Here is a 23,939-nt window from a genome sequence, read left to right on the forward strand (position 1 = left end):
TTGATGGCCAGATATCGCAATGCAGCAATTTCGTCCACCTGTTGGGGGCGTCATCTTGGCAAGGAAAAGGCGAAGTGCAAGTCCAAAATGCCGAAAAAGCAGTCGCACTGCCTTTTGATAAGGCTTAAGTCCTACACCATGCTCTCGATTTCAGGTCGATTCTTCCTGTAGCGTGCAGATGCCAGCAGAGCGATGAGCGCATCGACTGGCGAAAGCGGTCCGTCGATGGGAAGGCGCAGCAGCGGCAGATTTCGCCCGACCTCGAGTCTCAGCTCTTCCTTCGGCGGCAGGCGAGGATTGAAGGGCGCCTTGACGGGCATGATCGCCCAGTCGAGAACACAGGCGGAGACGGTGCCGACTTCCACTATCCCGGACCCGCGGACCTCGATCAGACCGCGGATGGCGGCGGGACAACGAGCGACGATGCGGCCGTGTTCGAGCGTCAGATCGACCCGGTCGTCGGCGACGAGCGCGGCGAAGCGGCCCCGCCGCGTCACTTCCGAAACACAGGAAAGTGCGAGTGCCGACTTGCCCAATCCGGAAGGCCCGGTGATCAGCAGCCCGGTCGTGCCGAGAACGATAGCCGTTCCGTGCACATTGCATACGGGCGTATTCACGGGTGCGGCTCGGCTGGCAGTGAGAGAATGAAGCGGGCGCCGCTGACATGGCCGTCCTTGCCCGTAATGTTCTCGGCCCTCAACGTTCCGCCATGCGCCTCGGCAATCTGGCGCGAAATCGAAAGGCCAAGCCCCGAGTTCTGGCCGAAGTCCTCGCCTTCCGGCCGGTCGGTGTAGAAGCGCTCGAAGATGCGGTCGATGTCCTCCGCCTGGATGCCGGGACCGTTATCTTCGACGTAAACGAGACAGCGCGACCGCGAGCGGGTCAGCCGAACGATGATGCGGCCGTTCTGTTCGGGAACGAAGGAGCGGGCGTTTTCGATCAGGTTCGTGATGATCTGGCCGATGCGCAGGTCGTGACCGCTGACGATGAAGCTCGCGCGCGGATTGTCCTTACGGTCGACGACGAAGTCGAGCAGAACCGGCTTCTTGCTGCCTCGGATCTGCCGGGAAATTTCGACAAGGTCGCCCAGGAGTTTTTCGAGGTCAACTTTCTTCGCGTCGGCGCGGGCAAGCTCCGCATCCAAGCGCGAAGCATCGGAAATATCGCTTATCAGCCGGTCGAGACGCCGAACGTCGTGCTGAATGACGTCCATCAGTCGTTTCTTCGATTCCTCGTTACGCGCAAGCGGCAGGGTTTCGACGGCGCTGCGAAGCGAGGTCAATGGATTCTTGAGCTCATGGCTCACATCGGCCGCGAAGTTCTCGATCGCGGCGATCCGGTCGTAGAGCGCCGTCGTCATTTCCCGGAGCGCCACGGAAAGATTGCCGATCTCGTCCTGGCGGGACGAGAAATCCGGAATCTCCTCCCGTTCCTTGGCGCCGCCGCGGCGCACGCGGATGGCCGCAGCCGAAAGGCGCCGCAGCGGATTGGCGATCGTCGAGGAGAGAAGCAGCGAAAGGATGACGTTGACGAGCGCCGCCACGCCGAAGACGCGGATAATCGCCAGCCGTTCGGCGTGGACGATCTTGTCGATATCGCCGGCCTGTGTCGAGAGGAGGAGCACGCCGAGCACCGCGCGGAAGCGCTGCACGGGAACGGCCACGGAAACGATCAGTTCGCCCTTCTCGGTCACCCGCACGACCGCGCCGCGCACGCCCGTCAGGGCATTCATGACTTCCGGATAAATCGAGCCATTGCCCCCGGGGGGCTCCTTGTAGAGCGGCAGGTCGCCCGGCTGCAGCAGCCGGTTGAACCAGGTACCGAATTCATCGGCGAGACTCGGACTTTCCGGATCGACCGGCGGCAGGTCGAACCGGAGCACCTGGCCGCCGCTATAGAGGTGGCGGGAATCGAGCAGCAGGTCGGCATCGGCGTCGAACAGGCGCGCTCGGGTGCGCGTCGGCGAGATCAGCCGCCTCAAGACCGGTGCCACGCGCTCCTGGATGATCGGGAATTCGAGGTCTTCGTCGCTCGGCAGCGGCGTGATGCTTTCGCCGGCTTGCAGTTCGAGCAGCTTTTCCGGATCGATGGTAATCGAATTGGTATCGACCGATGCGGAGGCGGAAATGGCGCCGGCGATAATTTCGCCCTGAGTCAGGAGGCTCTCGACCCGCGCGTCGATCAGGCCCTCCCTGAACTGGTTGAGATACATGATCCCGCCGACGAGGACCACGAGCGCCACCAGGTTGAAGAAGACGATGCGCCGCGTAAGGCTCGAAAAGACGGCATTGCCGAACAGGCGGCGGATCAGCGTAAAGGGATGCGCCCATCGTCGCTGCCCACGCAGCATCGATGTCCGTCCTTCAGCTTCTTCGATATCGCCCTGCAAGACTTCCACCAAGTCTCCCGCTCCCGCGCCGCGGCCTTCACTGCCGCATTCGCGTGTTTCCGCGATGCCCTACGCCAGCCGGAGCCGCCGCGCAAGCGCTGGCGAAGGTGATGCGTGCCACGTCCCCGTCTGCAGTCCGCTGCTTCGCTTCTCAGGCTGACTCGCGGAAGCGGTAGCCGACGCCGTAGAGGGTTTCGATCATGTCGAAGTCGTTGTCGACCATCTTGAACTTCTTGCGGAGCCGCTTGATGTGGCTGTCGATCGTCCGGTCGTCGACATAGACCTGTTCGTCATAGGCAGCATCCATGAGGGCATCGCGGCTCTTCACCACGCCGGGGCGCTGCGCCAGGGCGTGCAGGATCAGGAATTCCGTGACCGTCAGCGTGACGGATTCGTTTTTCCAGGTGCAGGTATGCCGCTCCTGATCCATGACCAACTGTCCGCGCTCCAGCGAGCGGGAGGGCGTGTCGGCGTTTTTCACCGGACCCGGCCCGCCGGCGGCAGCCTCCCGGTTGGCCGCGCGACGCAGGATCGCCTTGACGCGCTCCACCAGGAGGCGCTGAGAGAAGGGTTTGGTGATGAAGTCGTCGGCACCCATCTTGAGACCGAACAGCTCGTCTATCTCTTCATCCTTCGACGTGAGAAAGATGACGGGCAGGTCGGATTTCTGCCTCAGGCGCCGCAAAAGCTCCATGCCGTCCATACGGGGCATCTTGATATCGAAGATGGCCAGGTGAGGCGGGCGCGCCACCAGACCCTCGAGCGCCGATGCGCCATCCGTATAGGTCTCGACCTTATAGCCTTCGGCCTCCAGGGCGATAGACACGGATGTCAGGATGTTGCGGTCGTCATCGACAAGCGCGATGGTCTGCATCTTATTCTACTCCGTTTTCGGGCCGGGTTGCCGGTATGCTTCAAGCCACGCTTCGAGAATCGCGGCAACCGCGAGTCACGGCGCGTTACTTGAGTATAAAGGTGGAACAAATTGTGGCGAAGTGCAAAAGCACCTGCTCATCTTCATCGGTAGACGGACTCCCAGGTAGCTTCTCCAAAGGCGCAATTCAACCGATTAAAAAATGCATAATTTTCTTTAAATCGATTAATATACTGATATCATTGCCGTTTTAGAAACGCCTATCTTGTCTTAGATCTGCCTTGCCGGTATGTTCCAACGAAATTCAACGCCAATGGCCAAACACGAAGGAAGCTTGACCATGGAAGAGCTTGGCAGCCGCAACCCCTCTATAGGACTGGAATCGATCGGATTTTCTGACCTTTCGGTCGTCCGGTACAACTTCGAGGCGGCGCAGCTTTACGAAGAAGCTCTGGCCCATGGTGAAGCCGAATTGACGGCCCATGGCGCGCTTTGCGCCCGTACCGGCCAGCACACAGGTCGCTCCCCAAAGGACAAATACGTCGTGCGCGACGCCAACACGGCCGACCAGATCTGGTGGGACAACAACAGTGCCATCTCGCCGGAGAACTTCGACCGGCTGCGTCAGGACATGCTCGCGCATGCAAAAGGCATGTCGCTCTACGTGCAGGATCTCGTCGGCGGTGCCGACCCCGAGAATGCGCTGCCCACGCGCGTCGTCACGGAGTTCGCCTGGCATTCACTGTTCATCCGCAATCTATTGATCCGCCCCGAGCGTGAGGCACTCTCGTCTTTCCAGCCAATGCTGACGATCATCGATCTGCCGAGCTTCAAGGCCAGTCCTGAGCGCCACGGCTGCCGCAGCGAAACGGTCATTGCTTGCGATCTGACCAACGGTCTGGTGCTGATCGGCGGCACCTCCTATGCGGGGGAGATGAAGAAGTCTGTCTTCACCGTGCTCAACTACCTGTTGCCCAGGAAATCGGTGATGCCGATGCACTGCTCGGCCAATGTCGGCCCTGCCGGCGACACCGCCATCTTCTTCGGGCTCTCCGGCACCGGCAAAACGACGCTTTCGGCTGATCCGAACCGCACTCTGATCGGTGACGACGAGCACGGCTGGGGCGAAAAGGGCGTCTTCAATTTCGAGGGCGGCTGCTACGCCAAGGCCATCCGTCTGTCGGAAGCGGCTGAGCCTGAGATTTTCGCGACGACGCAGCGTTTCGGGACGGTTATGGAGAACGTCGTACTCGACGAGCGGCGCATGCCGGACTTCGAAGACGGGTCTCTGACCGAAAACACCCGCTGCGCCTATCCGCTTCATTTCATTCCGAATGCCAGCAAGACCGGCACGGCGCCGCAGCCGCGCACGATCATCATGCTGACGGCTGATGCCTTCGGCGTATTGCCGCCGATCGCAAAGCTGACGCCGGAACAGGCCATGTACCACTTCCTTTCCGGCTACACCGCCAAGGTTGCCGGTACCGAAAAGGGCGTTACAGAGCCGGAAGCGACGTTCTCAACCTGCTTCGGCGCGCCCTTCATGCCCCGTCATCCGTCCGAGTACGGCAATTTGCTCAAGGAACTCATCGCCCGCAACGGCGTCACCTGCTGGCTTGTCAACACCGGCTGGACCGGCGGCGCCTATGGAACCGGAAGCCGCATGCCGATCAAGGTGACGCGCGCGCTCCTTTCGGCAGCGCTCGACGGATCGCTGAACAGCGCCTCGTTCCGCAGCGATGCGAATTTCGGCTTCGCGGTGCCGGTATCGGTACCGGGCGTCGAGTCCCGCATCCTCGATCCACGCTCGACCTGGGCGGACGGCGCCGCCTATGACGCGCAGGCACGCCGCCTCGTCGACATGTTCATCGCCAATTTCGCCAAGTTCGAGAGCCACGTGGATGGCAGCGTGCGCGATGCCGCGCCCGGTGCCAGGATAGCCGCCGAATAAACCGGCCTCTTGCCTTGATTCACGTGAAACCCGGTCGCTTGCGGCCGGGTTTTGCATTTGCGGCTTGTTTTCAAGCATGCGATAGAACGGCGGAGGAAGAACCGCATGGCAAGCGAACCGCTTTACATCAACGAAAACATCGTGATCGCCGGATGGGAGCTCACGGAGCAATTCGTGCTGGCCGGCGGCCCGGGCGGGCAGAACGTCAACAAGGTCTCGACGGCCGTCCAGCTTTTCTTCGACGTGCAGGCTTCGCCGTCCCTGCCGGAACGGGTGAGGGCCAACGCCTTGAAACTTGCCGGACGCCGCGTCTCGAAGGAGGGCGTCCTGATGATCGAGGCCAATCGCTTCCGCAGCCAGGAGCGCAACCGCGAGGATGCCCGCGAGCGTCTGAAGGAATTGATCCTGAAAGCCGCGGAACCGCCGCCTCCGCCGCGCAGGAAGACGAAGCCGACCCGCGGATCGATCGAACGCCGGCTGAAGGAGAAATCTGGCCGTTCCGAAATCAAGAAGCTGCGCGGCCGGCCCGGCGGCGATTGACAGCTTGCGCAACTTGCGCCCGCTTCCCCTTGCCTTTTGCCGGCAACCGCCCTCTCTTATCTGGATAGTCTGCGGAAGAGGAAACAACCATGGGTCTGTTCAGTTTCATCAAGAATGCGGGAAAGAAGCTCGGGCTTGGCGGAGACGATACGCCGCCGGACGCGGCGAGCGTCGAAAAGGAGCTTGCTTCCCATGATCTCGGCACCAATGACGTCAAGATCGACGTCGTGGATGACAAAGTGGTGCTGAAGGGTGTCGTCAAGGACCAGTCGACCTTCGAGAAAGCGGTCGTGGCCGTCGGCAACACGCTCGGCATATCGAAGGTCGAGGCGTCCGAGCTCAAGGTGGCCGATGGCGCCGCTGCTCCGGCAGAGGCGAAGGCGCCGGTATTCTACACCGTGAAGAAGGGCGACAATCTCTGGAAGATCGCCGAGGCGCATTACGGCAAGGGCAAGGGTGCCAAGCACACCGCGATCTTCGAGGCCAACAAGCCCATGCTCACCCATCCCGACAAGATCTATCCGGGTCAGGTTCTGCGCATCCCGGACCTGGATGCGAGCTGAACGGGTCTGCTTTTCGGGTCGTTTCCAGCGGGGGTGAGCGCTACATCTCGTCACGTCCAGTCAGCTTTGCTGACGTAAGGACTTGATCGACATCGCAAGACAGGACGCTCGCAAATGCTGGTGCTGCCGAAAGGAGTGAGACACATTCCGGGTTTCCTAGACCGCTCCCGCCAGGAGGAACTGGTCGAGGCGATCCGAATCGTCGTCGCGGAGGCGCCGCTCTTCGCACCGGCGATGCCGAAAACCGGCAAACCCCTGTCCGTGCGCATGACCAATTGCGGGGCGCTCGGCTGGGTCACCGACCGCGAGAACGGCTACCGCTACCAAGCGGTGCATCCGGTCACCGGCAGGCCCTGGCCGCCGATACCGGCGGCGCTGCAGGACATCTGGAATGCCGTAGCCGGCAGCGACAAGACGCCCGAGGCCTGTCTGGTGAATTTCTATTCTGCGGAAGCGCGCATGGGGCTCCATCAGGACCGGGACGAGCGCGATCTTGACACCGCCGTCGTTTCGGTCTCGCTCGGCGACAGCTGTCTCTTCCGCGTCGGCGGCCGTACGCGCGGCGGGCCGACCGTTTCGCTCAAGCTCGAAAGCGGCGATGTCGTCGTGCTCGGCGGTGAAGGACGTCTCGCCTTCCACGGCGTCGACCGCATCTATCCGAACACCTCGACACTCCTGAGGAGCGGCGGCCGGCTCAATCTGACCTTGCGGCGCGTCAATCCTTGAACCCTTGAACCGTCCAAAGCATATCGCCTCTCCCCCGCCTGTCGGGAAAAGGTGCGGCAGCCGCCTGAGGGCCGAAATTCGGCTCGGATCATGATTTTTTTAGGTCGAATCAACCTTCAACTAAGATAGAGCGGAATGCGGGCGGACAAACCGCGCGCACTTTTCCTCATCCCGCTCTAAAGCTTCCTGAGAGCCACGGTCTGCGTCAGGTGACTTGGGCCCTTCTGCAGGATGAGATCGGCGCGCGGCCGCGTCGGCAGAATGTTCTGGTGCAGGTTCTTGAGGTTGATGTTGTGCCACAGGCCCTCGGCGATCGCCCGGGCCGCATCCTCGCTGATCGTCGCATAGCGATGGAAGAAGGACTGCGGATTCTGGAACGCCGTTTCGCGCAGCCTCATGAAGCGGTTCACATACCAGCTATGGATGAGGCTTTCCTCAGCGTCGATATAGATCGAGAAGTCGAAGAAATCCGAGACCATCGGCACGATCTTTCCATCGGCCGGCAGATCGCGCGACTGCAGGACGTTTATTCCCTCGAAAACCAGGATGTCCGGCCGGTCGACCAGCTGGAACTGGTCGGGGATCACGTCGTAGGTCAGGTGCGAATAGGTCGGAGCCTTGACGTTCGGCCGTCCGGCTTTGATCGCGGAAAGGAATCTGAGCAGCGCACCGATATCGTAGCTCTCGGGGAAGCCCTTGCGATCCATCAGGCTTTCCCGCTGCAAAACGGCGTTCGGATAGAGGAAGCCGTCGGTGGTGACGAGGTCGACCTTCGGGCTGGAGGGCCAGCGTGCAAGAAGCTCTGCAAGAATGCGCGCCGTCGTCGATTTGCCGACGGCGACGGAGCCGGCGACGCCTATGACGAACGGCGTTTTCGTCTCGTTCGACATGCTGAGGAAGCGCGTCCGCTGCCGGAAGAGAATCTGCGACGCCTCCACATGGGCCGAGAGGAGCCGCGACAGCGAGAGGTAGATCCGGCGCACTTCGTCGAGATCGACCGGGTCGTTGAGCGAGCGGAGGCGCTGCACCTCGTCGGCAGTCAGCGTCAGCGGCGTATCGGCGCGAAAGCGCGACCATTCCTCCGCGGAGAAGACGTGATAGGGCGAATATTCGCCCCCCTGAAGATTGCCCGGAATGTCGGCCGGTTCGATGTCTTTCGCGGCGATGCTCATGGATTCTGCCGGTTCGCCTTTTCCTGCAGGCCGGACTGGCTCGTCCGCCTGGCCAGTTCGCTCATCACATCCTGTAACGGGATGGCGGCGATATTCAATACGACCATAAGATGATAGAGGAGATCGGCACTCTCATCGACCAGATTCTTCCGGTCATCGCCGATCGCCGCGATGACCGTTTCGACGGCTTCCTCTCCCAGCTTCTTGGCTGCCTTCTTCTGTCCGGCAGCGACCAGCTTGGCAGTCCAGGACTCCTCCGGAGCCGCCCTGGCGCGGGTCGCCACGATCTTCTCCAGATCGGAGAGGGTGAACTCTGTCATGGTCTATCCCTTCTCGTGGCCGCTTCAATCGAGACGCATGGCGACGCCGTGCTCGGCCATGTGGCGCTTCGCCTCACCGATGCTGTATGTTCCGAAGTGAAAAATGGATGCCGCGAGCACGGCGGTCGCGTGGCCGTCGCGGATACCTTCGACCAGATGATCGAGCGTACCCACGCCCCCCGACGCGATGACCGGCGCACGCACCGCGTCAGCAATCGTCCTCGTCAGGCTGATGTCGTAGCCGCTTTTGGTGCCGTCGCGATCCATCGACGTCAGGAGGATCTCGCCGGCGCCGAGATCGACGACCTTCCGTGCGAATTCGACTGCATCCATGCCTGTAGGCTGCCGCCCGCCATGGGTGAAGATCTCCCACCGGTCGGTTTCACCTGGATCCGAGACTTTCTTGGCGTCGATGGCGACGACGATGCACTGGTCGCCGAACTTGTCGGCGGCTTCCGCCACGAAGTCCGGGTTCTTCACCGCAGCCGTGTTGATGGACACCTTGTCGGCGCCGGCGAGCAGGAGCTTGCGGATATCGGAGACCTGCCGCACGCCGCCCCCGACGGTCAGCGGCATGAAGCACTGTTCGGCGGTGCGGGCGATAACGTCGAAGATCGTTTCGCGATTGTCGGAGGAGGCGGTGATGTCGAGAAAACAGAGTTCGTCAGCGCCGGCCGCGTCATAGGCGCGTGCCGCCTCCACCGGATCGCCGGCATCGATGAGATCGACGAAATTGACGCCTTTGACGACACGGCCGTCCTTGACGTCGAGGCAGGGGATCACACGGGCTTTCAGCGTCATCGGATCATCCCCTTCCTGGCTTCGCGGATCAGATCGAGCGCTTCCTTCGGATCGATTCGACCGTCATAAAGCGCCCGGCCGGAGATTGCCCCTTCGAGTTTTTGCGCTTCCGGCTCGGTCATGCGGCGGATATCGTCCAGCGAGGCGAGTCCGCCCGAGGCGATGACGGGAATCGAAACCGCATCGGAGAGTTCGAGCGTCGCGGCCCAGTTGATGCCTGTCAGGATGCCGTCGCGGTCGATATCGGTATAGATGATCGCCGCCACGCCGGCGCCTTCGAATCTCCGCGCGAGCTCGATCACGCCGAGTTCGGAAGCCTCAGCCCAGCCTTCGACCGCGACCTTGCCGCCCTTCGCATCGATGCCCACGGCGATCCTGCCCGGGAATTTGCGGCAGGCTTCGATCACCAGCGCCGGGTCGCGCACTGCGACGGTGCCGAGGATGACGCGCTTGAGCCCGCGCGCAAGCCAGTTCTCTATATGGTCGAGCGTGCGGATTCCGCCGCCGAGCTGCACCGGGTTCTTCGTTGCCCTGAGGATGGCGTCGACAGCATCACCGTTGACCGTCTCGCCGGCAAATGCCCCGTTCAGGTCGACCACGTGCAGCCATTCGAAGCCCTGTTCCTCAAAAGCGCGGGCCTGCGCGGCCGGGTCGGAATTATAGACCGTCGCCTGCTCCATGTCGCCGAGCTTCAGGCGCACGCATTGCCCGTCTTTGAGGTCGATTGCGGGAAAGAGGATCATTGTTCGTCCGATCAGAAAAATGACGCTGCAGCTTCAGGGCTTCCAGCGCAGGAAATTCGAAATAAGGGCGAGGCCGAGCGCCTGGCTCTTTTCCGGATGGAACTGCGAGCCTGCCTTGTTGTCGCGTGCGACGAAAGCCGTCACCGGGCCGCCATAATCGGCCTCGGCCACCACGTCCTCGGCGCACTCTGCCGCAAGATGGTAGGAATGCACGAAATAGGCGTGCAACCCGCTCTCGCCGGTCGCAATGCCCTGGAAAAGCGCGTGCGGGCGCCTGAGATCGAGCGTGTTCCAGCCGATTTGCGGAATCTTGAGCGAGGGATCTTCGGGCGTCATCTCAACGACATCCCCGGCGATCCAGTCAAAGCCCTCGGTCACGGTCTTTTCAAGCCCTCGCGACGACATGAGCTGCATACCGACGCAGATGCCGAAGAAGGGTCGGCCGGCCTTTTCAACGGCTTCCGTCAGCGCGTCTTGCATACCGTCGACGGCGGCAAGGCCCCGGCGGCAATCTGCATAGGCACCGACGCCCGGCAGCACGATGCGGTCGGCCGAAACCACCCGTTCCGGTCTGTCGGTGAGGTCGATTTCTGCTGAGATGCCGGCTTCGCGGGCGGCGCGTTCGAAGGCCTTGGTGGCCGAGCGCAGATTGCCCGATCCATAATCGATGATGGCGACCCGCATCAGCGTTCTCCATAGGATTGAAAGAAGCCGAGCCCGGCTGTGTCGCCCAGGCGTCCCGTGCCGGACCGATCGATCGACGGCAATGGCTTCGCATGGCTTTCATGCACGGTCGGATCCGAATTCGAATAGTAGATTTCCTCGGCCGCTGCGATATCGCGAGCCGGAACGACCGAACGAAGCGTCCAGTCGCGTGTCGACAGGTGTCTGGCAACGAGAAGCGGCCCTTCCAGCGACACGATGAGACCGAGCGCCAGATGAATGAGCAGGGCCGCGCCGAAGCCGCCCGGCATCGATGCGGCGAGAAGCAGCAGGATCTGCAAAGTGGCGACGGGGATTCCGACGAGCCACGCGCCTTTGACGATGAGCCACGGACCGGGAAAGAAGAAGGCAGTCCAGGAGAAGCCGTCGGCGATGAACCGCGCCCTTTCGTCGTCGGCCGGTGCGCCGGGCGGGGTCATGATCAGGTAGGAGGCCATGGTCTTTGAACCAGATACTGACCGGCTCAGGCGAGCGTTCCCTTGGTAGAGGGAACGCGTCCCGCCTGGCGCGGATCGATTTCGGTTGCCGTGCGGAGTACGCGGGCGACGGACTTGAAGCAGGTTTCGGCGATATGATGATTGTTTGCGCCGTAGATGTTCTGCACATGCAGCGTGATGCCGGCATGCTGGGCGAGCGCCTGGAAAAACTCGCGCACAAGCTCGGTGTCGAATGTGCCGATCTTCGGTGCGGTGAAGGCCACGTTCCAGACTAGGAAGGGCCGACCCGAGACATCGACGGCGGCGCGCGTCATCGTCTCGTCCATTGCGAGGTCGATCGAGGCATAACGGGTGATGCCGCGGCGATCGCCGAGCGCCTTGGCCAACGCCTGGCCGATGGCGATGCCGGTATCCTCGACGGTGTGATGATCGTCGACATGGAGGTCGCCCTCCGCCTTGATATCCATGTCGATCAGCGAATGGCGCGAGAGCTGATCCAGCATATGGTCGAAGAAGCCGACGCCGGTCACGATCTTCGAGGAACCCGTGCCCTCCACGTCGAGGGCGACGGATACCGCCGTTTCATTCGTCTTTCGCGAAACTTGGCCGGTGCGGCTCGGCGTCACGTCTGCCATCGGGCTCTCCTGTCTGCGCTCCGATGACTTTGGGCCGGCCTGGCTGTCGGAGCAATATCCATTCGGACGGTGGAGAAGGGCGAACACCGCCACCCTTCCTCGTACGCGTCACAGAGCCGCTCCATAACAGGGGAGGCACGAAATATCCAGAACCGTGGCGGAGATTCGGTCTTTGGCGGATGGCGTGAAAAGCAAAGGCGCAGGGGCGCGAACTTGCACATTTGCAATCGCGCGGCCGCGACTTACATAGGCCTCAGCAACCAGGTTCATTCCGAGCCGCAATGCTCCCGGCTCCCCGGGGACCCATAGGTATATCATGAGCGAACACAATCCTTACGGAACGATGCATGCGACCACCATCATCACGGTGCGCAAGGGCGGCAAGGTGGTGATGGCCGGCGATGGCCAGGTGAGCCTTGGTCAGACGGTTATGAAAGGCAACGCCCGCAAGGTTCGCCGGCTGTCGAAGGGCGATGTGATTGCAGGCTTCGCAGGCGCGACGGCGGACGCCTTCACCCTCCTCGAAAGGCTCGAGGTAAAGCTCGAGCAGTATCCCGACCAGTTGATGCGAGCGGCCGTGGAACTCGCCAAGGACTGGCGCACCAACAAGTATCTGCGCAACCTCGAGGCCATGATGCTGGTCGCCGACAGATCGGTGACGCTGGCGATCACCGGAAACGGTGACGTTCTCGAGCCCGAGCACGGCACGATCGCTATCGGTTCGGGCGGTAACTACGCTTTTGCGGCAGCGCGGGCGCTCATGGATACCGACAGGTCGGCCGAGGAGATCGCCCGCCGGGCGCTCGAGATCGCCGGCGACATATGCGTTTACACGAACCACAATGTCGTCTTGGAGACGCTGGATGCCGAATGAGCCGGCGGAGGTCAGCTTCGAGCCGGTGGCCGAGCGCCATCTGCCGATGCTCCTTGCCTGGCTTTCAGAGCCGCATGTCCGGCAGTGGTGGGGCGATCCCGATGTGGAACTTGAACTGATACGGGACGGTTGTGCGAAGGGCGAGGTCGATGGTTTCGTCTTTCATGTGAAGGGAGCACCGACGGGCTACATTCAGACTTGGGTGCCTTCGGAATATGACGAGGAGCCCTGGGCCAAGGACCTGTCGGCCGATACGCCCGGCGTCGACATCTTCATCGGGCCTCCTGAAATGACCGGCAAGGGCGTCGCGGCTCTGGCGCTCAGGGCCTTTGCCGCAAGACTGTTCGAAAACGGCGCTGCCCGCATCGTCATCGACCCCGATGCCGGCAATCGCCGCGCCGTCCGCGCCTATTCGAAGGCCGGTTTCGTACCCTTTGGCGAATGGATCGACAAGTCCGGTCGAACCCTCCTTATGGAGCTCAAGCGGACGGAATTTGAGAGGAATTGATGAGCAGTTTTTCACCCAGGGAAATCGTATCGGAACTCGACCGCTACATTATCGGCCAGAAGGACGCGAAGCGCGCCGTTGCCATTGCGCTGCGCAACCGATGGCGCCGCCAGCAGCTCAGCGACGAACTGCGCGACGAGGTCATGCCCAAGAATATCTTGATGATCGGCCCGACCGGCGTCGGCAAAACGGAAATTTCCCGCCGCCTCGCCAAGCTCGCCGGCGCGCCTTTCGTCAAGGTGGAGGCCACGAAGTTCACGGAAGTCGGCTATGTCGGCCGCGATGTCGAACAGATCGTGCGCGATCTCGTCGAGGTCGGCATCAGCCTCGTGCGCGAGAAGCGGCGCGCCGAAGTCAAGGCGAAAGCTCATCAGAATGCCGAGGAGCGGGTTCTCGATGCTCTGGTCGGCACCACCGCCTCGCCGGCGACCCGCGACTCCTTCCGCAAGAAACTGCGCGCCAACGAGCTCGACGACAAGGAGATCGAGGTCGATGTCGCGGAAACCGGCAACCCCGGCGGCGCCTTCGAGATTCCGGGGATGCCGGGCGCCAATATCGGCGTCCTGAACCTCTCGGAAATGTTCGGCAAGGCGCTGGGTGGCAGGACCAGGAAGATCAAGACCACGGTCAAGGACTCCTATGCGCTGCTGGTCAACGACGAGTCGGACAAGCTGCTCGACAACGAGCAGATCCAGCGTGAGGCGGTGGCGTCGGCGGAAAATGACGGCATCGTTTTCCTGGACGAGATCGACAAGATCGCGACCCGTGAAGGCGGTATCGGCGCCGGCGTTTCACGCGAGGGGGTGCAGCGCGACCTCCTGCCACTGGTCGAGGGCACGACGGTGGCCACGAAATACGGACCTGTGAAGACCGATCACATCCTGTTTATCGCTTCAGGTGCCTTCCACGTCGCCAAACCCTCGGATCTGCTGCCGGAGCTGCAGGGTCGTCTGCCGATCCGCGTGGAGCTTCGCGCGCTCACGAAGGAGGATTTCCGCCGAATCCTGACGGAGACGGAAGCGAGTCTCATCCGTCAGTACAAGGCGCTGCTCGAAACCGAGGGAGTGACCCTCGATTTCACCGAGGACGCGATCGATGCGCTCGCGGAAGTCGCGGTCCAGCTTAACTCCAATGTCGAGAATATCGGCGCACGCCGCCTGCAGACGGTGATGGAGCGCGTGCTCGACGACGTCTCCTTCAATGCTCCCGATCGCGGCGGCCAGGGGGTCACGATCGATGCCGATTACGTCCGCGTGCATGTCGGCGATCTGGCGGCAAATACCGACCTGTCGCGCTACATCCTCTGACCCTTCATTCGTCAGGGACTGGTCGATCACCGAATTGTGGGGCGCCTGTCACTCGACAGGCGCCTTCATTTTTTCTAGACCGTCAGCAGCCGTTAAGAATTAAGGCATCATTCCGACATGATTGTGCCTTAGGGGCCGCGCCCGACGGCGGGTCCGCCGGTTCTTGGACTTCTACGGGAAAACAGATCTTGCGCCTCACCGCCTGCATGCTCGTGATCGCCACATTTTGTCTTGCTGCCGGGCCTGCGGCTGCGAGCGGGATCCTTGCCGTCCCGGAGGGCAACCGCCATGTCGAGCAGCCGGCCGTTCCGGGCGCTTCGGTACGCCGCACCAAAGCCGGCCGCACATCCTTCGACGCCAAATACGAGAAGGTGCGCGATCTTCTCGCCACCGACCGCAAGCTCGTTGGCAAGATCAAGTCGATCGCCGGTGCCTACGGCATCGCGCCCATTCACATGGTCGGGGCGATCGTCGGCGAACACACCTACAATGTCGACGCATACGACCGGCTGCAATCCTATTACGTCAAGGCCGCCGCTTATGCCGGCAACAGCTTCCAGTTCGGCTATGAAGGCGAGTCCATCGCAGAATTTGTTAAGCGGCCTCAATTCTCCGAATGCGCCGGCAGAAAAGGCTCCTACGCGCTCTGGAGCTGCCGCGAGCTGATCTGGGACCGCGAGTTCCGCGGCCGGTCGGTCGCCGGCAAGTCCTTCCCGAACAACCGTTTCAGCGCCGTCTTCTTCCAGCCGTTCTTCGCCGGACAGACCTTCGGCCTCGGCCAGATCAATCCGCTGACGGCATTGATGCTGACGGACATGGTATCGCGCGTTTCCGGCTATGATCGCCTCGACGAAAACCATGCCGCCGGGGTCTACGAGGCGATCATGGAGCCCGACGTGTCACTTGCCTATATGGCCGCTTCGATCCGCCATTCCATCGACGTCTATCGCTCGATCGCCCATATGGACATCTCAGGCAATCCGGGCCTGACCGCCACACTTTATAACGTGGGCAACCCGGATGCGCGTGCGGCCGCCCTCGCAGCGAAGAATCAGGGCGCCGAGGTGCACTGGCCGGAGGAGAACTACTACGGCTGGCTGGTCAACGACAAACTCGCAGAGCTCGAAAGCCTGTTGTGATCCTTTGTCGCCTGACAGCCGAGGCATTGCGATCCAGGTGAAGCATTTTCTTGATTGCGGCGTAAAAAACTGGAACGATACGCGGCTTGGCATTCCGCAATTCCGGCCTGAAGCCGTTGCGCACCTTCCTGGAATTGCTCGAGCGGGATGAGGAAAAATCTGCGCGGTTTTTCGCCTCATCCGGCTCCATCGCTTTGGAATCGATCACGTTCATGTTTTAGGTCCACCGGACCTAAAACATCGTGATCTGAGAAAGGCATTCACATGGACACCCGACCGGAGCCGTTCGAGCCGCCCGCGCCGGTCCCGCGCACCGGCATTCCATCGCGGCTCGAGATTATCCGCACCGTTCTTCGCAACCCGCTCGAGCTCTGGGGCGAGCCGTCCTATACGCTTCCCTGGATCGAGACGAAGTTCATCAATCAGCGGACGCTGATCGTCAACGATCCCGGCCTCATCCGCTACATCCTCGTCGAAAACGCCGCCAACTACGAAATGTCGAATGTCCGGCGGCTGATCCTGCGCCCGATCCTGCGCGACGGACTCCTGACGGCGGAAGGCGAGGTCTGGAGACGCTCGCGCAAGGCAATGGCGCCGGTTTTCACGCCAAGGCACGCAAAAGGTTTCGCCGGCCAGATGCTTCGCGTTTCGGAGGAATTCGTCGGCCGCTACGCCCGGGCGGCCTCCGAACCCTTCGTCACAAATGCCGCCGTGGACATGACGGAACTCACCTTCGAGATACTGGCCGAGACGCTCTTCTCCGGAGAGATCGCCGTCGAAAAGCATGGCTTCGCCGCCAATGTCGAGGAATTGCTTCATCGGATGGGCCGCGTCGATCCGATGGACCTGCTTGTCGCACCGGGCTGGATCCCGCGGCTGACCCGCATCGGCGGCCGGAAAGTGCTCGACCGGTTCCGCGGCGTCGTGTCCGAAACGATGGCTCTGCGGCGGCGACGGATGTCCGAAACACCGGGCAATGTCCCGAACGATTTCCTGACCCTGCTTCTGCAACTGGAAGGCCCGGATGGGCTCTCGACCTCCGAGATCGAGGACAACATCCTGACCTTCATCGGTGCCGGCCACGAGACAACGGCACGAGCGCTCGCCTGGTGCCTTTATTGCATCGCCAATACCCCGACCTACCGCGAAACGATGGAAAAGGAGATCGACAAGGTCATTGCCGGCGGCGCCGATCCGGTCGACTGGCCCGGACGCATGCCAAATGTGCTTGCCGCCTTCGAGGAGGCGCTGAGGCTGTATCCGCCGGCGCCGTCGATCAATCGCGCGGCGATCGAGGAGGACGAATGGATATCGCCGCAAGGAGAGCGCGTGCCTATTCGCAAAGGGATTTCGGTCCTGATCATGCCGTGGACGCTCCACCGGCACGTCGCCTACTGGCAGAAGCCGCGCGCTTTCATGCCCGAGCGCTTCCTTCCGGAAAACCGAGACAAGATCCACCGTTTCCAGTATCTGCCCTTCGGCGCCGGCCCGCGCATCTGCATCGGCGCGACCTTCGCGCTTCAGGAGGCGGTTATCGCGCTTGCCGTTCTCATGCACCGCTTCCGCTTCGATGTGACGGATGAGACGCACCCCTGGCCGGTGCAAAGGCTGACGACCCAGCCCAGGGGCGGGTTGCCGATGCGGGTTTCGGCGCGGGTGAGGTAGAGCGGGTCGCGCTCGCGCGATGGTTTTTCCCAAGAATATGTCCTATCACCAGATGGATTTTTCCGGATTCTCACCATTGGACTGAGCAGAAAATTGACCCCGCATCTTCTCCTGGGCATCGACACCGGCGGCACCTATACCGACGCCGTTCTTTTCAGCGAAACGAAGGGCGTCGTCGCCAAGGCCAAAGCGCTCACGACCCGTCACGATCTCGCCGAGGGCGTTTCCGGTGCGGTGGAGGCAGTGCTCGCAAAGGCGGACGTGCCGGTATCGGCGATCAGCCTCGTATCGCTGTCGACGACGCTTGCCACCAATGCGCTGGTCGAAGGCCAGGGCGGCAGGGCCGGCCTGATCATGATCGGTTTCGCTCCGGACGACCTGAAGCGCGACGGTCTTCAGGACGCGCTCGGATCCGATCCTGTCCTCTTCCTTCCCGGCGGCCACAATGTCCATGGCGGCGAGACGACGCTGGACATGCGTGCGCTCGACGAGGCGCTGCCGGCGCTCGGGTCCCAGGTGTCGTCCTTCGCCGTTGCCGGCTATTTCGCGGTGCGCAACCCGGATCACGAGAAGCGTGTTCGCGATCGCATCCGCGAGGTCTCGCACCTGCCGGTAACCTGCAGCCATGAGCTTTCCTCCAAGCTTGGCGGACCCCGTCGCGCGCTGACGACGCTTCTGAATGCGCGGCTGGTCTCGATGATCGACCGGCTGATCGTCTCCTGCGAAGACTTCCTCAAGGCCCGCGGCATCGACGTGCCGATGATGGTGGTACGAGGCGACGGTGCGTTGATATCGGCCGCCGAGGCGCGGCTGCGGCCGATCGAAACGATTTTGTCGGGTCCGGCTGCGAGCCTCGTCGGCGCTCGCTATCTGACCGGCTTTGACAGCGCCGTGGTCTCCGATATCGGCGGCACGACCACCGACGTCGCCGTCCTCGAAAAAGGCCGGCCGCGCCTCGACGCCGACGGAGCTGTCGTCGGCGGCTTTCGCACCATGGTCGAGGCGGTCGCCATGCGCACATACGGCCTTGGCGGCGACTCGGAGGTGAAGATCAACGATCGTGGCCTCAAGGCCAGGCTTGATCTCGGGCCCCGCCGTTTCCTGCCCCTGAGCCTTGCGGCGGCGCTGCACGGCGACGCGGTTCTTTCGGTGCTCCAAAAGCAGTTGCGGGCGCCCCATGCCGGCCGGCATGACGGTCGCCTGGCAGTCCGCACCGGTTTGCCCGACCATCTCGCCAGCGGGCTTCAGCCTCAGGAACAGGCCCTTTATGATCGCATAGGAATGATACCGGTGGCGCTTGCTGATCTTCTCGTCACCACGCCGCAGAGGGCGACCCTCGACAGGCTTGTAGCTCGCGGTCTGGTGCATCTCTGCGGGCTCACTCCTTCGGACGCGATGCATGTTCTCGGTCGGCAGGCGCAATGGAACGGCGAGGCCGCGCGCCTCGGCCTCGAGATTGCCGCTCGAACGAAGGACGGATCCGGCCAGCCTATCGCGGCTTCTGTCGCGGCTCTGGCGCAGATGATCGTGGACCGGCTGACGCGGCAGTCGTCGGAGGCCATCCTGCAGGCGTGCCTCAACGAGGACGGCGCCGGAGCGATCGATCCTGCCGTCTCGCTTTCCGTTGACCGTGCGCTGAAACGGGAGCCCGGAATCGTGCGTTTTTCGCTCGGTATCGACCGGCCGCTTGTCGGGCTCGGCGCCTCCGCACCGGTCTATTATCCCGCGATCGCTGAAATGCTTTCCGCCGAACCGGCAATTCCGGCTGAAGCGGACGTGGCAAACGCCGTCGGCGCGGTTGTCGGCCAAGTGCGTACGACGGTCACCGTTTTCGTGACGACGCCGGAAGAAGGCATTTTCATCGTCAACGGTGCCGGCGCGAGCGAGCGTTTCGTCGATCAACAGGAGGCCTTCGGCGTTGCCCGCCGCCGCGCGAAAACGATGGCGCTCGAGAGCGCCCGCGCGAACGGTGCAGAGGACCCCGCCGCGACCCTTCGGGAAGAGATCGACGCGCCGGAAGTCGAGGGCAGCCGCAAGCTGATCGAGGCGCGCTTCATCGCCTCGGCAAGCGGCCGGCCGCGAATCGCACATGGCTGATCTTTTCCGTTTTGGAAACAATTCTTCGCTTCCATGCGCAATTGACAAAGATGGGCCCGGTGGGAGATTTTCCGCGCGCGCGAGCGGGCGACGCGCTTTTCGAAGTGCATCCCGCTCCTATTTGTTGGACTATGGAAATAGAGAAATTTCAGGAGTTGCCGCATGAACCGCGTTGAGCAGGACGGATTGAAGATCGATGCGGGGCTTCACCGCTTCCTGGTGGAAGAGGCGATGCCGGGCACCGGCGTCGATCCGGAGCGGTTCTTTTCCGCCTTCTCGGATCTCATCCACGATCTCGGACCGAAAAACCGCGCCCTTCTCGTCAAGCGCGACGAGCTGCAGGCCAAGCTCGACGGCTGGTATCGCGATCACGGCGCGCCCGTCGACATGGACGCCTATGAAGCCTTCCTGAAGGAAATCGGCTATCTCCTGCCGGAGGGGTCCGACTTCTCCGTCTCGACAGCCAATGTCGATCCGGAGATCGCCACGATCGCCGGACCGCAGCTTGTCGTGCCTGTCATGAACGCGCGCTATGCGCTCAATGCGGCCAATGCGCGCTGGGGATCGCTCTATGACGCGCTTTACGGGACCGACGCGATTCCGGATGCGGAAGGCGCCGAGCGCGGCAAGGGCTACAATCCGAAACGCGGGGGAAGGGTCATCGCCTGGGCACGTGATTTCCTCGACGCCAGCGCTCCGCTTTCGTCCGGCCGTTGGATCGATGCGACGTCTCTGGCAATCGAAGGCGCGGCACTGACCGTCACGCTTGCGAACGGCGCGAAGACCGCACTTGCCATGCCCGCGCAATTCGCCGGCTATTCCGGAAACGCTGCAGCCCCGTCCGAGATCGTCCTTCGCAAAAACGGGCTTCACGTCGCGATCGTCCTCGATCCGACGACTCCGATCGGCAAGGCCGATGCTGCCGGCATTGCCGATATCATTCTCGAATCGGCGATCACCACTATCATGGATTGCGAGGATTCGGTCGCGGCCGTCGATGCCGAGGACAAGGTGCTCGTCTATCGCAACTGGCTCGGGCTCATGAAGGGCGACCTCGAGGAACAGGTGGCCAAGGGCACCACCACTTTCATCCGGAGGCTCAATCCCGATCGTATCTATACTGCATCGGGAGGCGATAAGCTGACTCTTCCGGGCCGTTCGCTGATGCTGGTGCGCAATGTCGGCCACCTGATGACCAATCCGGCTATCCTCGACCGTGAGGGCAAGGAAGTGCCGGAGGGCCTGATGGACGCCATGGTGACGGCGCTGATCGCCTTGCACGACATCGGCCGGAACGGCCGCCGGGCGAATTCGCGCAGCGGCTCAATGTATGTCGTCAAGCCGAAGATGCACGGGCCCGAGGAAGTCGCCTTCGCCTGCGAGACATTCACCCGTGTCGAGGCAGCGCTCGGGCTTCCGGCCAACGCGATGAAGATGGGAATAATGGACGAGGAGCGGCGGACGACCGTCAATCTCAAGGAATGCATCCGCGCGGCCCGCGAGCGCGTCGTTTTCATCAATACCGGCTTCCTCGACCGCACCGGCGACGAAATCCACACCTCCATGGAAGCCGGCGCGATGATCCGCAAGGGCGACATGAAGCAGGCGGCCTGGATCTCGGCCTATGAGAACTGGAATGTCGATGTCGGTCTCGAATGCGGGCTTTCCGGTCATGCCCAGATCGGCAAGGGTATGTGGGCGATGCCGGACCTGATGGCGGCGATGCTGGAGCAGAAGATCGCTCATCCGAAGGCCGGTGCAAATACCGCCTGGGTCCCATCGCCGACGGCCGCGACGCTGCACGCAACCCATTACCACCGCATCAACGTCTCCGAGATCCAGAATGGTCTCAGAAGCCGCTCCCGAGCGAAGCTCGCCGACATTCTTTCCGTTCCGGTGGCTGCGCGGCCGAACTGGACCGAGGAGGAAATCCAGCGCGAACTCGACAACAATGCGCAAGGGATTCTTGGCTATGTCGTGCGCTGGGTCGACCATGGCATCGGCTGCTCCAAGGTACCGGACATCAACAATGTCGGCCTGATGGAGGACCGTGCAACTCTGCGTATCTCTGCACAGCATATGGCCAACTGGCTGCATCACGGCATCGTCAGCGAAGCGCAGATCGTCGAGACGATGAAGCGCATGGCCGCGGTTGTCGACGCGCAGAACGCCGGCGACCCGAATTACCAGCCTATGGCCAGCCGCTTCGACGAATCGATCGCCTTTCAGGCGGCGCTCGATCTGGTGCTCAAGGGTCGCGAACAGCCGAACGGCTACACCGAACCGGTTTTGCATCGCCGGCGGCTGGAGCTCAAGACGAAGCAGCGGGCGGCGTAGCGGGGAACCGCCGCGTCCTTGCGTCGTGCCGCTTCAAGCCAATAAGAAAGGGCCGTCGGCATTCACCGGCGGCCCTCTCCACTTCCGGCCCAAACGCTTACTGCTGCACGACGACGCGTGCGCTGCGGCCGGGGCGGACCCGTGAATAGAGATCCATGATGTCCTGGTTCATCAGGCGTATGCAGCCGGACGAGGCGGCGGTACCGATGGAGGACCATTCAGGCGTGCCGTGCAGGCGGAACAGCGTGTCCTTGCCCTCCTTGTTGAAGAGGTAGAGGGCGCGCGCGCCGAGTGGGTTACCGATACCCGGACCCATGCCGGCCTCGACATATCTAGCGACTTCCGGCTTGCGCTCGGCCATTTCCTTCGGCGGATGCCAGGTCGGCCATTCCTGCTTCCAGGCAACATAGGCCTCGCCTTCCCAGGCGAAACCCTGCTTGCCGACCCCGATCCCGTAGCGAACCGCTTTCCCACCCGGCAGCACGTAATAGAGGAAGCGGCTTGGCGTGTTGACGACGATCGTTCCGGGACGTTCCTTTGTCGGGTAATCCACGATCTGCCGGTGGAAACGCTGGTCTACGCGGTTGATCGGGACGCCTGGAACCGCATATCCGTGGTCCTCAACAGGGCCATAATTGCTGGAGAATATCTGATTCGTCGCCACTTTTTCGCCCTCGGTAGGAGAGCCGGCCGTGGTTGTGGTCTGTGAACAGCCGGTCAGGCCAAGGGTGGCCGCCAGGCTGCACAGAAGGAGAGCGTTGCGGAAGCGCATGATGGTCTCGTAAAAGAGGTCAGGAAAAATACGGGGGAGGAAGTCCGGCCGTCAGCGGCACAGCTTATTTTCTATTGCACCGCACTGCGCAAGGGACCCGGCCCCCGCAATGTGGCCGAAAGGTGTAAATTCCGTGACGATTGCTTTTTTGCAACAAACCATGGCGCAGGCCCCGACGGGGGCCGGAGGGCGGCAATGACGATCTTATCGATCCACGGCGATAATCCGCTTGCAGACGGACGCCAGTCCGAGCGTGCCATGAAGGTGCGCCGCGGGGTCCAGCGGCTGCTGATGGAATTGCGTCACGCGGCTCTGCCCGAACTGACGCTCGCGAGCGGTCGGCGGGCCGATCTCATTTCGCTCTCGCCAAAGGGCGAAATCTGGATCATCGAAATCAAGACCTCGATCGAGGACTTTCGCGTCGATCGCAAGTGGCCGGAATACCGACTGCACTGCGATCGCCTGTTCTTCGCGACGCATGCGCAGGTGCCGCTGGATATTTTCCCGGAAGAATGCGGACTTATGCTTTCCGACGGCTACGGCGCCCATATGCTGCGCGACGCACCGGAACACCGCCTGCCGCCAAGCACGCGAAGATCGGTAACGCAGGCATTTGCCCGCATAGCGGCGCAGCGCCTGACGCTCGCGGAATGGGCAGCCGATCGGAATGGCGAGCTCGGCCAGTCGATCTGCGATATCGTAAGCGGGGGGCGGGACTAGAGCGCTCCCGAGATTTGCCCCTCATCCGCCGCCGGCCTATTTCGGGGCCCGTTTCGCCAGAATGCGCTGCAAGGTCCGCCGGTGCATGTTTAGCCGGCGCGCCGTTTCCGAAACATTGCGTTCGCACATTTCGTAGACGCGCTGGATATGCTCCCATCGGACGCGGTCCGCCGACATGGGGTTCTCCGGGGGCTCTACCCGTTCGCCCGGGCGCTGAATCAATGCTGCGAGAATGTCATCGGCGTCCGCCGGTTTTGCCAGATAGTCGAGCGCTCCGAGCTTCACGGCGTTGACCGCGGTCGCGATATTACCATAACCCGTTAGAACGATCATCCGCGTGTCGTCGCGACGCCCGCGGATTGCCTCGATCACGTCGAGACCGCTGCCGTCGCCAAGGCGGAGATCGATGACTGCATGTTTCGGTGGCCGAGTCTTGGCTTTGGCTATGCCTTCGGCAACCGACTCGGCGATCTCTACCGCGAAGCCGCGCGCTTCCATCGCGCGGGCGAGGCGCCGCAGAAAAGCGGTGTCGTCATCGACGATCAGAAGGCTCTTGTCGGGTCCGATCAGGTCCGCATCCGCGGCGTGGGTGATTGGCGCAGGCGTCGACTTTTCGATCATTTCTCAAACCCCTACAGCGCCGCGC

24 protein-coding genes are annotated in these 23,939 nt (G+C 62.3%); 12 read left to right on the forward strand and 12 right to left on the reverse strand.

Annotation, left to right across the window (positions count from 1 at the left end):
• Window positions 1–131 precede the first annotated feature (131 nt).
• From FB009_RS09495 to chvI, 3 genes are all read right to left on the reverse strand, one after another.
• On the reverse strand, window positions 132–617 hold the full coding sequence (locus tag FB009_RS09495) for an HPr kinase/phosphorylase (protein WP_012067455.1): 486 nt from the start codon (window positions 615–617) through the stop codon (window positions 132–134).
• Window positions 614–2,401, reverse strand: a complete 1,788-nt coding sequence (gene chvG / locus FB009_RS09500) for a two-component system sensor histidine kinase ChvG (RefSeq protein WP_024310924.1) — start codon at window positions 2,399–2,401, stop codon at window positions 614–616. Before chvG ends, FB009_RS09495 begins: the two co-directional genes overlap by 4 nt.
• A gap of 139 nt (window positions 2,402–2,540) precedes the next feature.
• Window positions 2,541–3,263 (reverse strand): two-component system response regulator ChvI, encoded by a 723-nt coding sequence (gene chvI / locus FB009_RS09505; protein ID WP_012067457.1) that lies wholly within the window; start codon window positions 3,261–3,263, stop codon window positions 2,541–2,543.
• Window positions 3,264–3,603: 340 nt separating this feature from the next.
• On the opposite strand from chvI, the gene FB009_RS09510 reads away from it, so the two are divergent.
• The 4 genes from FB009_RS09510 (at window position 3,604) to FB009_RS09525 (ending at window position 7,043) form a co-directional block, all read left to right on the forward strand.
• Window positions 3,604–5,214, forward strand: a complete 1,611-nt coding sequence (locus FB009_RS09510; protein ID WP_012067458.1) for a phosphoenolpyruvate carboxykinase — start codon at window positions 3,604–3,606, stop codon at window positions 5,212–5,214.
• Between the two features lie 105 nt (window positions 5,215–5,319).
• On the forward strand, window positions 5,320–5,754 hold the full coding sequence (arfB, locus tag FB009_RS09515) for an alternative ribosome rescue aminoacyl-tRNA hydrolase ArfB (protein WP_012067459.1): 435 nt from the start codon (window positions 5,320–5,322) through the stop codon (window positions 5,752–5,754).
• A gap of 89 nt (window positions 5,755–5,843) precedes the next feature.
• Entirely contained in the window at window positions 5,844–6,317 is a 474-nt protein-coding gene (gene lysM / locus FB009_RS09520) for a peptidoglycan-binding protein LysM (protein ID WP_012067460.1), read from the forward strand.
• Between the two features lie 114 nt (window positions 6,318–6,431).
• Window positions 6,432–7,043: an alpha-ketoglutarate-dependent dioxygenase AlkB gene (locus FB009_RS09525; RefSeq protein WP_012067461.1), complete on the forward strand. Its 612-nt coding sequence runs from the start codon at window positions 6,432–6,434 to the stop codon at window positions 7,041–7,043.
• A 176-nt stretch (window positions 7,044–7,219) separates the two neighbouring features.
• Here the strand turns inward: FB009_RS09525 and coaA are convergent, their stop codons facing one another.
• The 7 genes from coaA to hisB are packed head-to-tail and all read right to left on the reverse strand — an operon-like array spanning window position 7,220 to window position 11,874.
• On the reverse strand, window positions 7,220–8,215 hold the full coding sequence (coaA, locus tag FB009_RS09530; protein ID WP_012067462.1) for a type I pantothenate kinase: 996 nt from the start codon (window positions 8,213–8,215) through the stop codon (window positions 7,220–7,222).
• Window positions 8,212–8,535: a phosphoribosyl-ATP diphosphatase gene (locus FB009_RS09535; RefSeq protein ID WP_012067463.1), complete on the reverse strand. Its 324-nt coding sequence runs from the start codon at window positions 8,533–8,535 to the stop codon at window positions 8,212–8,214. Before FB009_RS09535 ends, coaA begins: the two co-directional genes overlap by 4 nt.
• 24 nt (window positions 8,536–8,559) lie before the next feature.
• Window positions 8,560–9,336, reverse strand: a complete 777-nt coding sequence (gene hisF, locus FB009_RS09540; RefSeq protein WP_012067464.1) for an imidazole glycerol phosphate synthase subunit HisF — start codon at window positions 9,334–9,336, stop codon at window positions 8,560–8,562.
• Window positions 9,333–10,079 carry a 1-(5-phosphoribosyl)-5-[(5-phosphoribosylamino)methylideneamino]imidazole-4-carboxamide isomerase gene (gene hisA, locus FB009_RS09545; RefSeq protein WP_012067465.1) on the reverse strand — a complete coding sequence of 249 codons (747 nt, stop codon included), beginning with the start codon at window positions 10,077–10,079 and terminating at the stop codon, window positions 9,333–9,335. The genes hisF and hisA overlap by 4 nt, the downstream gene beginning before the upstream one ends.
• A 33-nt stretch (window positions 10,080–10,112) precedes the next feature.
• Window positions 10,113–10,763, reverse strand: coding sequence for an imidazole glycerol phosphate synthase subunit HisH (gene hisH / locus FB009_RS09550; protein WP_012067466.1), 651 nt, complete (start codon window positions 10,761–10,763; stop codon window positions 10,113–10,115).
• Window positions 10,763–11,239 carry a DUF2628 domain-containing protein gene (locus FB009_RS09555; RefSeq protein ID WP_012067467.1) on the reverse strand — a complete coding sequence of 159 codons (477 nt, stop codon included), beginning with the start codon at window positions 11,237–11,239 and terminating at the stop codon, window positions 10,763–10,765. Before FB009_RS09555 ends, hisH begins: the two co-directional genes overlap by 1 nt.
• 26 nt (window positions 11,240–11,265) lie before the next feature.
• Window positions 11,266–11,874 carry an imidazoleglycerol-phosphate dehydratase HisB gene (gene hisB, locus FB009_RS09560; RefSeq protein WP_012067468.1) on the reverse strand — a complete coding sequence of 203 codons (609 nt, stop codon included), beginning with the start codon at window positions 11,872–11,874 and terminating at the stop codon, window positions 11,266–11,268.
• Between the two features lie 316 nt (window positions 11,875–12,190).
• On the opposite strand from hisB, the gene hslV reads away from it, so the two are divergent.
• The 7 genes from hslV to FB009_RS09600 all read left to right on the forward strand — a co-directional run bounded on the left by hslV (window position 12,191) and on the right by FB009_RS09600 (window position 21,801).
• Window positions 12,191–12,748, forward strand: coding sequence for an ATP-dependent protease subunit HslV (gene hslV, locus FB009_RS09565; RefSeq protein WP_012067469.1), 558 nt, complete (start codon window positions 12,191–12,193; stop codon window positions 12,746–12,748).
• Window positions 12,738–13,256, forward strand: a complete 519-nt coding sequence (locus FB009_RS09570; RefSeq protein ID WP_102045021.1) for a GNAT family N-acetyltransferase — start codon at window positions 12,738–12,740, stop codon at window positions 13,254–13,256. The genes hslV and FB009_RS09570 overlap by 11 nt, the downstream gene beginning before the upstream one ends.
• Complete coding sequence (gene hslU / locus FB009_RS09575; RefSeq protein WP_012067471.1) at window positions 13,256–14,563, forward strand: ATP-dependent protease ATPase subunit HslU; 1,308 nt, start codon at window positions 13,256–13,258, stop codon at window positions 14,561–14,563. Before FB009_RS09570 ends, hslU begins: the two co-directional genes overlap by 1 nt.
• 188 nt (window positions 14,564–14,751) lie before the next feature.
• Window positions 14,752–15,702, forward strand: a complete 951-nt coding sequence (locus FB009_RS09580) for a DUF1402 family protein (RefSeq protein ID WP_012067472.1) — start codon at window positions 14,752–14,754, stop codon at window positions 15,700–15,702.
• 264 nt (window positions 15,703–15,966) lie between these two features.
• Window positions 15,967–17,367, forward strand: coding sequence for a cytochrome P450 (locus FB009_RS09590; RefSeq protein ID WP_012067473.1), 1,401 nt, complete (start codon window positions 15,967–15,969; stop codon window positions 17,365–17,367).
• A 93-nt stretch (window positions 17,368–17,460) separates the two neighbouring features.
• The gene (locus FB009_RS09595; RefSeq protein WP_012067474.1) at window positions 17,461–19,464 is read left to right on the forward strand and encodes a hydantoinase/oxoprolinase N-terminal domain-containing protein; all 2,004 of its coding nucleotides are present in this window, start codon (window positions 17,461–17,463) and stop codon (window positions 19,462–19,464) included.
• 162 nt (window positions 19,465–19,626) lie between these two features.
• Window positions 19,627–21,801: a malate synthase G gene (locus FB009_RS09600; protein WP_012067475.1), complete on the forward strand. Its 2,175-nt coding sequence runs from the start codon at window positions 19,627–19,629 to the stop codon at window positions 21,799–21,801.
• 97 nt (window positions 21,802–21,898) lie between these two features.
• Here FB009_RS09600 and FB009_RS09605 read toward each other — a convergent pair whose 3' ends face one another.
• Window positions 21,899–22,573, reverse strand: coding sequence for a L,D-transpeptidase (locus tag FB009_RS09605; protein ID WP_018013145.1), 675 nt, complete (start codon window positions 22,571–22,573; stop codon window positions 21,899–21,901).
• Between the two features lie 195 nt (window positions 22,574–22,768).
• Between FB009_RS09605 and FB009_RS09610 the strand changes: the two genes are divergently transcribed.
• Complete coding sequence (locus FB009_RS09610) at window positions 22,769–23,293, forward strand: MmcB family DNA repair protein (protein WP_012067477.1); 525 nt, start codon at window positions 22,769–22,771, stop codon at window positions 23,291–23,293.
• 36 nt (window positions 23,294–23,329) lie between these two features.
• On the opposite strand, the gene actR is transcribed toward FB009_RS09610, so the two are convergent.
• Entirely contained in the window at window positions 23,330–23,914 is a 585-nt protein-coding gene (actR, locus tag FB009_RS09615; RefSeq protein WP_012067478.1) for a global response regulator transcription factor ActR, read from the reverse strand.
• Between the last annotated feature and the right edge of the window lie 25 nt (window positions 23,915–23,939).

This window comes from Sinorhizobium medicae, from assembly GCF_007827695.1.
In the GTDB taxonomy this organism is placed as follows: domain Bacteria; phylum Pseudomonadota; class Alphaproteobacteria; order Rhizobiales; family Rhizobiaceae; genus Sinorhizobium; species Sinorhizobium medicae.

Coding starts and splice junctions, on each gene's coding strand:
- FB009_RS09570 (WP_102045021.1), top strand. CDS start 12,738: ATGCCGAATGAGCCGGCGGAGGTCAGCTTCGAGCCGGTGGCCGAGCGC.
- FB009_RS09590 (WP_012067473.1), top strand. CDS start 15,967: ATGGACACCCGACCGGAGCCGTTCGAGCCGCCCGCGCCGGTCCCGCGC.
- FB009_RS09600 (WP_012067475.1), top strand. CDS start 19,627: ATGAACCGCGTTGAGCAGGACGGATTGAAGATCGATGCGGGGCTTCAC.
- hisA (WP_012067465.1), bottom strand. CDS start 10,079: ATGATCCTCTTTCCCGCAATCGACCTCAAAGACGGGCAATGCGTGCGC.
- lysM (WP_012067460.1), top strand. CDS start 5,844: ATGGGTCTGTTCAGTTTCATCAAGAATGCGGGAAAGAAGCTCGGGCTT.
- actR (WP_012067478.1), bottom strand. CDS start 23,914: ATGATCGAAAAGTCGACGCCTGCGCCAATCACCCACGCCGCGGATGCG.
- FB009_RS09535 (WP_012067463.1), bottom strand. CDS start 8,535: ATGACAGAGTTCACCCTCTCCGATCTGGAGAAGATCGTGGCGACCCGC.
- FB009_RS09555 (WP_012067467.1), bottom strand. CDS start 11,239: ATGGCCTCCTACCTGATCATGACCCCGCCCGGCGCACCGGCCGACGAC.
- hisB (WP_012067468.1), bottom strand. CDS start 11,874: ATGGCAGACGTGACGCCGAGCCGCACCGGCCAAGTTTCGCGAAAGACG.
- FB009_RS09610 (WP_012067477.1), top strand. CDS start 22,769: ATGACGATCTTATCGATCCACGGCGATAATCCGCTTGCAGACGGACGC.
- hisF (WP_012067464.1), bottom strand. CDS start 9,336: ATGACGCTGAAAGCCCGTGTGATCCCCTGCCTCGACGTCAAGGACGGC.
- FB009_RS09525 (WP_012067461.1), top strand. CDS start 6,432: ATGCTGGTGCTGCCGAAAGGAGTGAGACACATTCCGGGTTTCCTAGAC.
- hslU (WP_012067471.1), top strand. CDS start 13,256: ATGAGCAGTTTTTCACCCAGGGAAATCGTATCGGAACTCGACCGCTAC.
- hisH (WP_012067466.1), bottom strand. CDS start 10,763: ATGCGGGTCGCCATCATCGATTATGGATCGGGCAATCTGCGCTCGGCC.
- hslV (WP_012067469.1), top strand. CDS start 12,191: ATGAGCGAACACAATCCTTACGGAACGATGCATGCGACCACCATCATC.
- arfB (WP_012067459.1), top strand. CDS start 5,320: ATGGCAAGCGAACCGCTTTACATCAACGAAAACATCGTGATCGCCGGA.
- chvI (WP_012067457.1), bottom strand. CDS start 3,263: ATGCAGACCATCGCGCTTGTCGATGACGACCGCAACATCCTGACATCC.
- coaA (WP_012067462.1), bottom strand. CDS start 8,215: ATGAGCATCGCCGCGAAAGACATCGAACCGGCCGACATTCCGGGCAAT.
- FB009_RS09605 (WP_018013145.1), bottom strand. CDS start 22,573: ATGCGCTTCCGCAACGCTCTCCTTCTGTGCAGCCTGGCGGCCACCCTT.
- FB009_RS09510 (WP_012067458.1), top strand. CDS start 3,604: ATGGAAGAGCTTGGCAGCCGCAACCCCTCTATAGGACTGGAATCGATC.